Below are 13,441 nucleotides of genomic sequence, written 5' to 3' on the forward strand. Positions count from 1 at the left end.
CAGCATGTTTTGCCCAATATTCGCGAAGCGTACTTTTTGCAATTATCCTTTTCATTCACTCTATTGTTAAGCAAATATACGAAAAGTTCTCGAATAATGAACAATTGCGCTTTTTATAAAGGGTAACAATTCAATAAGCGCAACTAGTTAACTATATATCCCAAAATAAGGGAATAAGCGCAACTAGTAGTTGCGTTTATTTAAAAATAAGCGCAACTGTTGCACTTATATCCGCTTTGGACGTATGCTGTTTTAAACCCCTTTCGCACCCCAAGTTTAATCAAAAAACCCAAAAGATTATCACTTATCTCACCCAAAATCTGAAATGACAAATAGTGACCGATCCCAAAAGCCCCCCTCAAACCAACACAATTATTATATTTACCCCAGAGATTAAAAAGGCTGCCACACTGCGCGGCACCAGAGATGAAAATATGCCATTATATCAAACCTCCGTTTTAAAGAAATACCTGAAGCAGCAAGACGCTGCCGCCATTGCCAAAGGGTACAAAGCCTTTACCAAATACTTTCACGATCCTGCCATTCAGGAAAATATCCGCAAGAGCAAGGAAGAAGAATACCAGGGCATTTTTCTCACCGAACTATTGGCAAAGGTGCTGGGCTATACCATGAAGCCGCTTGACGGATACAACTTAGTAGCAGAATACAAAAACGAAAAGAACAGCCGAAAGGCTGATGGCGCGATTATAAAAGACGATCTGGCGCTGGCGGTTATTGAACTAAAAGGCACCAAAACCAAAGATTTAGACAAAGCCCAGCGGCAGGCTTTTGACTACAAGGCCAATCAAACGGGCTGTATTTATGTCATTACCTCAAACTTCCACAAGCTTAAATTCTACATCAATAAAGCGGTCGAGTTTGAAGAGTTTATTGAAACGCAATATGTTTTTAGAAAAAAAGAAGAAGAGAACTAAATGGTAAAGCCGCGAGCTTTTCAGGGCGCTGTGGAACTAGTGGGACATCTGGGACTAATGGGATAGTGTTTCACGATTCGCAAGCGCTCCACGCGTCGCAAGAGTCCCACCATTAGCATAGTTTTCAAGGGTTCAGTGGGACGCTTGAGACTGGTGTGACAGTGTACCGGTATTCGCAAGGGTGGTGAGAGTCTCACGAGAAAGAATGTTCTCAAGGAGCGAGTGCGACAACTGGCACTGATAGAAAGGTGTTCCACGAGTGGTAGCGTTGCTCACTACACCGTTTTAGAATGAGCTTTGCATACTTTCAGTCTAAAACCCGCCATTGATTAAATAGAAATACTATTTTCACAAGTCAAAGTAGAAACCGAATTTTATGGAAAGTAGGGAAAATACACGTTGGATAAGGATTTATGGTGTAATAACGGTATTGCTTATTGTTATTCATTTTTTGCTGGGCTTAAAGATTTTCGACCTTTGGGAGGAGTACATTCCTTTTATGAAAAAACTGAGCATAAGCTTGTTTTTAATTTCCTTAATCTTCCTGATAAGTAAGATTATTGCAAGGCTAATAACTACACAAAGTCACTTGCAGGGAGAGAGGTATAACCTACTGCGTATTATACGATTTCTTGCAACGGTATTGAGCCTTATTGTGGCAGCCGCTTTTTTATTCCAAAATTTGTATGCGGCAGCCGTCAGTTTCGGGTTAATTTCCCTTGTGATTGGTTTTGCTTTGCAGGCCCCAATTTCTTCATTCATAGCATGGGTTTACTTGATTTTTAGACGATCGTATTTAGTAGGCGATCGAATTCAAATTAAGTCTTTTAGAGGTGATGTGATAGAGATTAGTTATCTGGAAACTTCGATTTTGGAATGTAGTGGTGATTATCTTGGCAATGATAGATTGAGCGGCAGAATAATCCGGTTTCCCAATAGCTTGATAATGAGAGAGGAGGTCATTAATTACTCCGGTCCTCAAATTCCATTTATATGGAATGAAACACCGATTCAAGTTGCCTTTACCAGCGATCTGAAATTTGTGGAAGAGTGCTTATTGGCTGCAGCCGAAGGAGATTTTAAAGAACGCTACCAGCAGCTTGCATCCAGCGGGAATGAACAATGGAAACCGGCAGTATACTTTAGGGTAAACAGGTTTGCCTGGATGGAAGCGGTAATTTCTTACCCCGTGGAGCCCAATGATACCACCGACCGAAGAAACCGTATTTTGAGATATGCTTTGCCACTGCTGAATGCATCGCCCGATAAAGTTAAATTTCCGGAAGGTACGCTGCGTTGAAAAACAATTGTTTTAAATACAGATCTGCCTTGAATAATTCACTTAGCACTTTATTCCGTAAGAAAATTTAGTGCACCGATAGGGCAGAGGCTGGTTTCATAAATTCAGGATATCCCGTGCGTTTCCTCAAATAAGTGTGCTATTCCGGAAGCTACAATTAATGAAGAGATACTATTTAATCTGTCAATACCACTTGAATAGTTTTATCACCCAATTTCAATAAGTAGCTCGCTGAAGGGAGTTTAGACAAATCAATAACAACATTTTCAGAACCGATTGTTCCTTTTAAAACAAGCTTTCCATTCATTGAATAAATAAAGTATTCCTTGTAGTCACCGTTTGCTCTTTTGATGGTAATAAAATCTTTTGCTGGATTCGGAAAAATCGAAATTTGATTCTCTTTCGTCGAAACTTCATTTACGGAAGTGGCTGCACACCCAATTAGACCATTGATGTCATATTTTGAAACAAAATTCCAAATGACTGCGCTGGCATTAATATCCATATTCCCCCAGATACCCGGCCAAAAGTGGCCACCGCCAATTACTTTGTAGTGCGCGACCGATGTGCATTGATCACCATTATCGTAAAGGCTTAGCACTACTGTACTTCCGTCAGATGTATTGGTGTTAGGTAAATCAATGACTACAGGAGTTTCCGCAGTGTTGTTATAGTTAGACCAATAGGCGTTTACGTCAGCTAAAGATTTCGTATTTATCGGGCTGCCACCGTTATAACTTACGACATTATCCGCAGTGCCGTGAATGCTAAGCACCGGTGTCGGGTGAGTGGGATTGCACGATGTGTAAGTTTCTGTGCTCATACTTCCCGCCACAGCGCCTATGGCTGCGATGCGGTTACTCAATTGGCAAGCAAGCTCAAAACTGAAATAGCCGCCATTTGAATATCCACAACTATATACCCTGCTTAAATCAATGTTATAGTTGGCAGATAGTGTGTCGATCATCGCTTCGGTAAACCCAATATCATCTGCTGGGCTGCCCGCAGTCCAAGAGCCTACATTCCAGTGATTGCCGCCAGCGAAAGACGTGCCTTGCGGATATACGAGAATAAACCCCGCAGTATCGGCCACAGGACGCATATCTCCACCAAATTGCATTTGTTGAGAGGCAGTCATTGAAAATCCATGAAAGTTAAACAGCAATGGCACCGCAGAATTCCCGTCATAAATTTCTGGGATATAGATGATGTATTCTCGTGCTATACCATCATGTATCATGGTTTCATTCAGCGTTTGCTGCGCATTTAATAGCAGCGGAATAGAAAGCAGAAGGGTAAGAAGTCCTTTCATTTCAACGTTTATTTTTTTGGCAAGATACCTTTAAAGAACATTTATTTATGAATCTAAGCTAATTATTATTCAACTTCAACTTCAGCCTTAGCGTATTCCCCTTTATCAGAACTATTCTCATTTTTAAGATATTTATCTAAAAAGGTGAGTATTCGGCTGTACGCCTCTATTTGATTTTCTTTTTTCACAAAACCATGCCCTTCATCTTCAAATAAAACATACTCCACCGGAACATTGTTTTTCCGAACGCCTGCCACAATCTCATCTGATTCTACTTGCAGCACTCTTGGATCTTGAGAACCTTGCAAAACCATTAAAGGCTTGGTAACTTTATCAGTGTGAAATAAAGGTGAGATTTGTTTTAAACGAACTGAATCTGCTGAATATGGATCGCCTAATTCTAAGTATAACGACGCTCTGAAAGATTCCCAATAAGGCGGAATGCTTTTCAGTGTGCGCATCCAATTGGTAACACCAAACAAGTTAACTCCTACTTTAAATTCTTCAGGAGTATAGGTCAAAGCTGCCATGGTCATGTAGCCACCATACGAGCCACCAATGATTCCAATTTTGGATCCATCAATTTCCGGTTGGTCGGCCAACCAGTTTTTACCCTCTACACAATCTTGTAAATCTTTTTCTCCATGGTTTTTATCGTCCATTTTAAAAAAAGTCTTGCCGTAGCCGCTACTACCGCGGTTATTAACAGCTAAAACAGCATACCCATGATTTACCATATACTGCAGCAAAGAATTGAAATTTTGACGTGTTTGTCCTCCGGGGCCACCGTGAACCCAAACCAGTGCCGGAACTTGATATTCTTTTGATGCTTGATGAGGCAAATAATAAATAGCAGGAATTTCAGTGCCATCAAAGGATTTATAGCGAATTACTCTTGCGGTAACTAAATCATCAATATCGATAGAATCATTTAATACATTGGTCAATTTGTATTGTTCTTTAGTTTCCAAATTATAGGTGTATAAATCTGATGGCGCATTAGAGCCACCTACATACATCCGCATCCAATTTTCGTCATCGCTAAAAGCTACACTCGTAATGCTTTTATTGTCAAAATCGGGTAAGGCAATAGGCTTCATTGATGGTGCGTCCAATACCTCAATGGCATTTTTCCCATCGTCATTTACGTAAACAACCATGTATTTTCCATTGGAAGTAAAACCGCTTCCCACGATGTCCCAGGATTTTTCTACAACTTTTTTCTTTTCGTTTGTATTTAAATCATATGACATCAAATATTTAAATTCACCTCCATCATCTGTAGTGTAATAAAATGTAGAATCGTTTTCTGAAAAATCCTGCGCAGAATTTGAGCTTAGAGTGTCATTGATTTTCGTCATTTCTTTGGTTTTTACATTGTAAAGAAATAAGTCGTCGTCATTGGTATTCATTGTTTTTGATAGTGCAAAATAATTCTCATCATTAGAAATTGCACTAAAATTTAAACCATCATTATTTTGGTAAATCATTTCGGCGGTGTAATCGTCGATAGACAATTTATAAACATCAAAAAATTGAGGATCCCTTTTGTTTGATCCATAATACAAGGCTTTTTTATCTTTTGACCATCCGTAAAAACTTGCCTTAGCACCTTTATCAGGGGTAATGTCTTTAATTGTTCCATCTAATTCTCTTACGAATAGGTGATCAATTTCATCTCCATTTCCATCAGCACTCATTAACATTCTATTATCATTTGGAAAGTATGAAACGGCCATAATTGATGTGCTGTCAGATTTGGTAATCGCAGTCATTTCACCACCTTTTACAGGCACGGTATATACGTTTGTAATGCCAGATCGATTGCTCGAAATTAGCAAATTACTGTTGTCAGAAGAAAAGCTACCACCGCTTACATCTTCATTATCCATAAATTGGTCAATAGTATATTCTTTGGTTTCTTCTTGAGCAATCTTGGTTTCCTCTTTACAAGAAAATAGAAGGGTTGCCATTGCCAGGGCTATGATTTTAGATTTCATGGTGATTGGTTTTATTTCGCCCGAATTTATACCAATTTATTTTAACCTGTAAATTGTTACCAACTTTATTTCCCGAGAATTCAATACAACGGTTTTGCCTATTCCGATTTGTGAACAAGGTTGATCTCTGTTGAGATTACTTTTTTAAGTTACCCATAAGCTTTGTTCATCTATTCTTTTAATCATATTAGGGTATAGTAGGAAGGTGGGGCTAATGGACAGCTTAAATACTTCAAATAGTTATCGTGGTATAAGAAATTTTGTGGCTCTTTATTTAATTAGGTACTTTTCAGAAACATACAATCCAATGCTATCTTCGTTCCCTTTTTCCACGTGGATGAAATAATCTGAGAGAATTGCAAATTCCTTTAATCAATCTGTACAGAAAGTACGATAGATATGCATAGTGTGGCGCAGCAAATAATGTACTAAAATCAAAATTACTTCAATCAATGCCGATAATTATTTTCAGGTCTTCATTTGTTAAAGGTTTATGATAGAAACCCTTGACAAACGCATATTGGTCAGCTTTTACTTTGTCGCTTGTATCAATAGACGATGAAATCATATAAATCATAAGTTGATCAAGGTTATAAAAATTGTATTTCTCAATTGCGCCTAAAAACTCCCAGCCATTAACGATAGGCATGTTTATATCTAAAAGCACAATAATCTCATGCTTAGAATTTTTCAGATCTTCCAACTTGGCTAAACCTATTTCACCATTTTTACACTCATTAATTGGCAAAGAAGAATCTAGTTTACCTATGGTCTTTGAAACAATCAATCTGTAAATGGGGTCGTCATCTACAATAAATATTTCCTTTTTCATTTTTGAGTTTACTCTTGTTCAAAACGATTTGTTTCGTCAACGATTTTTTTTACAATATCATCCATTTCGTTGGTCGAGATTTTTAATTGCTCCAACCAAAACGAAATTTCATCAAAGCTATCCGGTTGCTCTTCGAGCATATTTATCATTCCCAATATCCTGGAAAGGGGTGCACGCACACCATGAGATTGCGTCCATGCAATGTTCCTCAACTTTTCATTTTGAATTTCTATTGTGCTAATGTGCTTCAAAGTTTCCGAAATGTCGTTTGATTGTACAATTATTCTATCACCTGAAATATTTTTGATTTTTCGGAAATATATATCCACTTTGATTTCTTTGCCATCACTTAAAAAATGGGTGAAGTGATTTTTAGTGAATTCTTCTTCTTCTTTTGAAATCAATGTTTGCATTATAATTTTTCTTTCCTCTTTAGGATGCAATTGTGTAAATGCCATCTTTAGAAAATCATCTAAAGTGATACCATATATTTTTTGTGCCGCAATGTTTGCATTCAATATTTCTAAAGATTCAGCATCTAAAAGCCACGTAGGTTGCGGATTAAAGTTGAATAGGTTTTCATAATTGTGTTTTTCCTCTTCAATTTGATGAATATAACTACTTCTGTTTAGTGCATAAATTATAGTTTTATGAAGAATAGCAGGATTTATTTCATCTTTTACCAGATAATCATAAATACCGCTTTTAAGACTACTTTTGGCCATCGATACATCTGAATATCCAGTTAGTATAATGATGGGCGCTTGAAAATTATGGGCTAAAATGCTATTTATTAATTCAAGACCATTCAAATCGGGCAAGTTCAAGTCCAATAATATTACTGAAATTTTTTCTTCAGCCTTACTCAAGTAATCAATTCCACTTGCATAATCGGAGCAGTGTTTAATAGAAATGAGTTTAAATTTTTCAATTAAATAATCTTCGATTAAAACGAAATCACCTTGATTATCTTCAATTATAAGCACAGACAATTTTTCTAAAAAGTCTTGTTTTCGACTCATGATATTATTTTGAAAATATTGTGAGTTCCAACCAGAATTCTTCAATTTTTAGTATAGCATTCAGAAATTCGCTAATGGCAATAGGTTTTATTACATAGCTGTTACAGTGGTTGCTATAGGCGTCATCTATGTCTTTTTGGCTGGATGATGTCGTAAGCATAATTACAGGAATTTTTTTTAGTCCTTTACTGGCTTTAATTTGCTGTAGAACTTCATGGCCATTGTATATGGGTAAGTTAATATCTAAGAGAATAAGATCAGGCTTTTTTACCTCGGTAAATGCGCCTCGCTTAAACAGAAAGTCAAGGGCTTCCTGGCCGTTTTTAACAACGCTGATTTCTGTTTTTACTTTGCATTCTTCAAAAGCTTCTAAAGTGAGCAAAATATCCCCTTCATTGTCCTCGACCAGGAGGATATGGGCGATATTTATTCTTTGGTTAGTCATATTATTTAATTTTAGGCAGTGTGAAATAAAATACAGAGCCATTATCTGGTGCAGAGTCTAGCCAAATTCGGCCTCCTAAAAACTCAACGTGTCTTTTGGCTATAGAAAGGCCTATCCCTGTGCCGGCATACTGATCCTTGTTGTGTAATCTTTGAAAGATAATAAATATTTTATCATAGAATTGAGGATCTATTCCGATTCCATTGTCTTTTACGGAAAATTCCCATTCCATTTCATTTTCTACAGCGTAAATCTCCACTATTGGCTGGATACCTTCTCGGGAGTACTTGAGTGCATTATCTATTAAACAATGAAGTATCTGAGTGATAGCTGCTTTATAGGTGTTCAGCGTTGGTAAATTGCTGGCTTTAATTGTAGCAGATTTTTCTGAAATGAGCTTTCTTCTTAATTGTTTAAATTCAGATAGCACCTCATTTATATCCACTTCTTCTCTTCCTTCTGTTGGTCTGGTTGCTCTGGAGTAATCCAAGAGATCAAGTATGATTTGCTTCATCCTTTTGGCACCATCTGTGGCAAAATGAATATACTGAACGGCCTTTTCGTCAAGTTGATCTTCATATTTTCGCTGCAATAGATCCATAAAGCTGGAAATCATTCTCAGAGGCTCCTGTAAGTCGTGTGAGGCAATAAAAGCAAATTGCTCCAATTCTTCATTAGAGCGTTCAAGTTCATTTGTATACTGTTGAAGCGACTCGTTAAGTTCATTTAATTCTAATTGCATTTGTTTTTGCTCAGAAATATCTGTCATCGCACCAACCACACGAATTGCCTTTCCATCCTCATTTCTGATAATTACTCCCCGATCTATCACATACAGGGTTTTTCCATGTTCATTAAACACCCTGTATTCTGATTCCCATCTTGTACATCCCTGGTCAGAAAGTGCTTTTTGAAGACTTTTCTGCGTGCTGGCAAGGTCTTCCGGATGAAATTTATCAATCCAGAAATCCTCTTCGGTAAATAATCTTGACGTTTTCTTTCCAAAAAATCGTTCAATGGCTTTGGAGCGGTAAAATCGGTGTTCGGCAATATCCCAATCCCAAATGGCATCATTTGTCGCTTCAGTTACTTTTTGGAATCGTTCGTTTGCCTGTAGCAAGTGGATATCTGCTTCTTTTCTCAAAGTGATATCTTTAAAATAAACGGATAGGCCTCCTACCGAAGGGTAGGCACTAACTTCATACCATTTTTCATCACTGTGAGACGGGTATTCAAAGGTTGTGGGCTTAAGATCTTGGGCAACTGAATTAAACTCTTCTTCTAGCTTAGTGCCAACAATACGTGGGAAAATCTCCCAAATATTTTTTCCGATAAGATTTTTCTCATTGCGTTGAAATATTCGCTCCGCTTCCTTATTGAAATAGGTGAATTTCCAATCTTTATCCACGGCATAAAAAGCATCGGAAATACTTCCCAAGATCTCTCTTATCCTAAGTGTAAGTGATTTTTGAAGATGAATATCCTGATAACTACCATAAATTTTGATACATGTATTATTTATTCTTTCGCTTTTACCAATGACCCGGCTCCATCGCTCGTGTCCTTTAGCTGTAAGCAGTAATATCTCTTCATCAAACTCAGTACCATCGGTGATTAAAAGATCAAGTGCTTTCTGAATGCGCTCTTTACTTTCCCCAATATGAAATTCTATGCCACCAGTTAACGTAGGATTGTAGCTATCGTCCACTTCCACTATTTCAAATAACATGGGAGACCAGTACATGCTATCTCCATTTTGGTTTATCAAGTCCATCTCCCAACTGCCTATTCGAGCCATTTTTGTTGTCTGCTGCAGCAATTCTTCGTTTTTGTCCTCTTTTGTAATGTCAAGTACAATTACGTTAAATACAATCCTGCCGTCTGCTAAAAAAATAGGGATTCCACCATTACCTAAGTGGGTTTTAAGTTCGCCGGTTGGCAGTACAACTTTAAATCGACTTGTCCACCTTGATTTTGTTTGGATTGATTTCAGTACACTGGCCTTAACTTCCTCATAATAGCCCCCCAACTTTATTTGATCCCATAATAAGTCTATATTCTCCATCACTTCACTGGCTGTATGACCCCATAGTTGTTCAACCAATCCCGAAATGTGCTGCATAGAATCAGTTCCGTCCGGATGAATAATATATTGGTACACTACCCCCGGTAGATTTTCGGCAAGAGAGATTAGTCTGTCTTCTGATTCTTTACGGTCGCTAATATCCTGAAAACTGCCATAAATCCGTGTACACACACCATCAACAAATTCAGCCTTCCCATTGCTACGCACCCACAGTTCCTTATTTTTAGAAGTGACCAATACCGCTTCAAAATCAAACGGCTCTTTATGGGCAATACATTTTTCGATTTTTAAGCGCACGAGTTCGCGAAAATCTTCTCTGTAAAAATGGATGGCAGTTTCCAAATTTGGAACATATGATTTTGGGTCTGTTTCGTGCAATTGATGAACCTCGTCTGACCAAAATACAGTTTGATTCACTAAATCCATCTCCCAACTTCCAATTTTTGCCAAACTACCAACCTGACGATTCAATTCCCGAAGTTTCTTTTCTTCTGTAATGTCCTTGGCAACTGCGTATATAATACCATGCTCCGGAGCTGAAGTGGCTGTCCAGCTCAACCATACTATTTTACCATCTTTAGCAACATACCGGTTTTCAAAACTTCCAAGATTCCCACCAGCATATAAGCTTGCTTGTATTTTACTGGTTCTTGACTTATCCTCCTCATATATAAATGATGTGATCGGCCTTGAGCGTATTTCTTCTAAGGAATACCCCAGCAATTCTAAGCCAGCCGGGTTCATGCGTTTTATATAGCCATCAAAACCTGCCATACAAATCATATCTGGCGTAAAATTAAAAATTTGGGCTAGTTCTATTTCTGTTTTCTTTCGACTCAGTTCACTACCAATCGTTGACTCTAATTTTTGAAATAGCTCTAAATGCAGAGCCAAGGCCGATTTGGTTTTTTCTGTTCCCACCAACAATACACCTATTACCTCTCCTTTATGTTTTAAAGGCACTCCCATCAGGGCTTGAATACCTGCCTTTTTTGCAGCCACTTTTCTTTTAAAGAGACGCCACTCTTTGTCATCATCCCCCCAAATTTCTGTCTTCTTGTTTTTCCAAACATTGCCAGGCATGGCCTCTCCTAAAACGAAGGAATCTAAGTTCTTGGCTGTATTATAAAAGACACTTCCAGCCTTGTCTTCAACATAATTTGTGACACGATTAATCGTTTTAGCATCAATAGCAGGCAGCCACATTTCAGCGAAATCAAAATGTCCAAATTTAGCAATATGTTCGCAAAGATTTGTTAGACATGCTTTTAAATCATTACTTTGATGGAAAGCGTCACTTATTTTATTTAGAAGCTCTTTTTCAAGTTCGTTGTTTTTTTGCTGTGTCACATCACGCTCTATGGCTATCCAATGGGTGTACCAGCCTTTTTCATTTGCCACGGGAATCACGGTGAAGTTGATCCAGAATTCCTCACCGGTTTTCTTGTAGTTGGTGGTGGTTATTTCATAAGGTTTCCACTGTCTGAGTGAACGGCCTAGTTTGGTAAGTTCTTCTTTGTTAGAATTGGGCCCCTGAAGAATCCGGGGTGATTTACCGATTACTTCTTCGGCTTCATAACCAGTCATTTTCGTGAAAGCCTCATTGACATATATGATTCTGGGACCTGGTTCGTCAAATGGTTCCGCTTCGGTAATTAAAACCGCATCCGTCGTGTTCGTTATAACACTCTCGAGGAGTTTGAGTTTATGTTCTTCTTCAATTTTATTAGTGATATCTCTCGAGTTGGCCACGATGCCATTTACCGCAGGGTTGTCCAGCATATTGGTTAACACTGTTTCCAGCCATCTCCATTCATTTTTATGGTTTTTAAAACGATAGGGATCTATCAGTACACGGTTTTCGGTGCTTACTTTTTCTAAATTCGCCAAGGTTCTTTCTAGATCATCGGGATGGATAAATTCAAATGCATTTCTTCCAACAAATTCAGCAGGTGAAATCCCAAGTATAGAAGTACTGGTATCGCTAACGTAGATATAATTTCCTACTCCGTCTAAAATTCCTATTAGGTCAGAACCTTCTTGAACCAAGGCTTTAAATCGTAGCTCGCTTTGCTGAATTTTTTCTTCCTGTTCAATAATTTCTTTGGCATCCCTTACTACACAATACATGAGTTTGGATGTGTTATCCCATTTTACTGACCATAAATTATAAGCAATACCGCCATTTTTTTTCTTGTAACGATTAACGAAAGATTTAACATCCAGACCACTAAGAATAGCAGCAGCTGTTTCGCTCGTTTTTGGCACATCGGCTTCCAAAATCAAATCCACATAAGGTGTACCAATTAATTCTTCGGGTAAATACCCCCAATGATCAATAGCGGCAGCACTTACATATACAAAATTTCCTTCTTCATTAATCGTACAAAAAACGTCCAGAGAATAATCGATCATTTGATCCGCTTCAGATCTATGCTTAACTATACGGGTAATGTCTCTGGATTGGCAAGCTACGGCAAAAATTTTGTGATCATCTCCCCTTAAAGGTTCAAACGTAACTTGACTATATTGAATTTCATTCGTTTTTTCATTGTAGAAATGCTCTTCTACTTCAAAATACTCTCCCTTAAACGCTCTCGAGTAATATGCTTTCCATGTTTCAATATCACGCTCACCAAAGGCATCGACAAAAGCAGATTCGTTCAGTTTCTTTTCAGAACCAGTCGCTTCTTTCATGAAGCTTAGGTATGTTTTATTTGCATAAACCAATTGAAAATCAAGGTTTACCATCCAGACAAGGTCTTTGCTTTGATCTAGAAATATATTTGACAATTGAGCCTGTTGCATGAATGAGAATTAATTTCTTGTAAAGTATGCTTAAACAAAACTAAACAATGAAAAAGGAATATGTAGGTTTGAAGGATCAAGGATCCAGCTAGGTAGAGGATTTAATCTAAAACGTTCATTGTTACTCCTGAAGGCTGTATTCATTTTTAATTTCATAATTATGGTGATTAATTATTCTTGTGCGCAGGCGCTCGTTTAAGAAATGTGTGTCCTTTGACCACTTCACTGCCAACCGAATAACTAATTTATTTAATATACTCAACTTTATTTTGGCTTCTCCGCCCCGCATTAGCACTCTACAATATGTGTGCCCAGCAAAGTCGGAACTGTATTGCAAAGTACATAAGTTCTTTACATTATCCAGAGGTTGAAGTGCGAAACATTAATGAATTCGATCAAAATAGATAAGTAAACGACTAACGTCCCTAATCCCTGTGTTGTAATTGTGGTTAGTAAGTCTTTAGATCAAACCGGAGGAATGGCCGCAATTCCTTCCACGATGTTTGCCGGGGGCAGCACTCAAGGGAGCGGGACTGCGAGGTAGCGAGAGTATCTCCCGCATGCCATATAGAGAGGAATTATCTCAAAGAGCAACAAGAATCGAAGGGAAGGGCATCCTCCTTGCAGTTCCGCAGGCTCACTGCATTGCCAGGGGAGACCTCATACCGCAAGGTCGCCGGGGGTAAGCAGAATTCATATTA

At 38.1% G+C, this 13,441-nt stretch carries 8 protein-coding genes; 2 read left to right on the forward strand and 6 right to left on the reverse strand.

The window, feature by feature from the left end; all coding sequences use genetic code 11:
- Positions 1 to 335: 335 nt before the first annotated feature.
- Positions 336 to 935: a hypothetical protein gene (locus tag G3O08_RS01325; RefSeq protein ID WP_163282871.1), complete on the forward strand. Its 600-nt coding sequence runs from the start codon at positions 336 to 338 to the stop codon at positions 933 to 935.
- Between the two features lie 376 nt (positions 936 to 1,311).
- A complete protein-coding gene (locus tag G3O08_RS01330) occupies positions 1,312 to 2,235 on the forward strand; it encodes a mechanosensitive ion channel family protein (protein WP_163282872.1) in 924 nt (307 codons plus the stop codon).
- A gap of 175 nt (positions 2,236 to 2,410) precedes the next feature.
- Here the strand turns inward: G3O08_RS01330 and G3O08_RS01335 are convergent, their stop codons facing one another.
- From G3O08_RS01335 to G3O08_RS01360, 6 genes are all read right to left on the reverse strand, one after another.
- Positions 2,411 to 3,547 (reverse strand): T9SS type A sorting domain-containing protein, encoded by a 1,137-nt coding sequence (locus G3O08_RS01335; RefSeq protein ID WP_163282873.1) that lies wholly within the window; start codon positions 3,545 to 3,547, stop codon positions 2,411 to 2,413.
- A 65-nt stretch (positions 3,548 to 3,612) separates the two neighbouring features.
- A complete protein-coding gene (locus G3O08_RS01340) occupies positions 3,613 to 5,547 on the reverse strand; it encodes a S9 family peptidase (protein ID WP_163282874.1) in 1,935 nt (644 codons plus the stop codon).
- A 445-nt stretch (positions 5,548 to 5,992) separates the two neighbouring features.
- Entirely contained in the window at positions 5,993 to 6,379 is a 387-nt protein-coding gene (locus tag G3O08_RS01345) for a response regulator (protein WP_163282875.1), read from the reverse strand.
- 8 nt (positions 6,380 to 6,387) lie between these two features.
- Positions 6,388 to 7,401: a response regulator gene (locus G3O08_RS01350; RefSeq protein ID WP_163282876.1), complete on the reverse strand. Its 1,014-nt coding sequence runs from the start codon at positions 7,399 to 7,401 to the stop codon at positions 6,388 to 6,390.
- Between the two features lie 4 nt (positions 7,402 to 7,405).
- Entirely contained in the window at positions 7,406 to 7,846 is a 441-nt protein-coding gene (locus tag G3O08_RS01355) for a response regulator (protein WP_204336734.1), read from the reverse strand.
- Between the two features lies 1 nt (position 7,847).
- Positions 7,848 to 12,740 (reverse strand): PAS domain S-box protein, encoded by a 4,893-nt coding sequence (locus G3O08_RS01360; RefSeq protein WP_204336735.1) that lies wholly within the window; start codon positions 12,738 to 12,740, stop codon positions 7,848 to 7,850.
- Between the last annotated feature and the right edge of the window lie 701 nt (positions 12,741 to 13,441).

Source organism: Cryomorpha ignava (genome assembly GCF_010686655.1).
GTDB classification, from domain to species: Bacteria; Bacteroidota; Bacteroidia; order Flavobacteriales_D; family Cryomorphaceae; genus Cryomorpha; species Cryomorpha ignava.

Excerpts from the sequence above, each read along its gene's own strand:
- G3O08_RS01330 (WP_163282872.1), top strand. The coding sequence starts at position 1,312 with ATGGAAAGTAGGGAAAATACACGTTGGATAAGGATTTATGGTGTAATA.
- G3O08_RS01335 (WP_163282873.1), bottom strand. The coding sequence starts at position 3,547 with ATGAAAGGACTTCTTACCCTTCTGCTTTCTATTCCGCTGCTATTAAAT.
- G3O08_RS01340 (WP_163282874.1), bottom strand. The coding sequence starts at position 5,547 with ATGAAATCTAAAATCATAGCCCTGGCAATGGCAACCCTTCTATTTTCT.
- G3O08_RS01345 (WP_163282875.1), bottom strand. The coding sequence starts at position 6,379 with ATGAAAAAGGAAATATTTATTGTAGATGACGACCCCATTTACAGATTG.
- G3O08_RS01350 (WP_163282876.1), bottom strand. The coding sequence starts at position 7,401 with ATGAGTCGAAAACAAGACTTTTTAGAAAAATTGTCTGTGCTTATAATT.
- G3O08_RS01355 (WP_204336734.1), bottom strand. The coding sequence starts at position 7,846 with ATGACTAACCAAAGAATAAATATCGCCCATATCCTCCTGGTCGAGGAC.
- G3O08_RS01360 (WP_204336735.1), bottom strand. The coding sequence starts at position 12,740 with ATGCAACAGGCTCAATTGTCAAATATATTTCTAGATCAAAGCAAAGAC.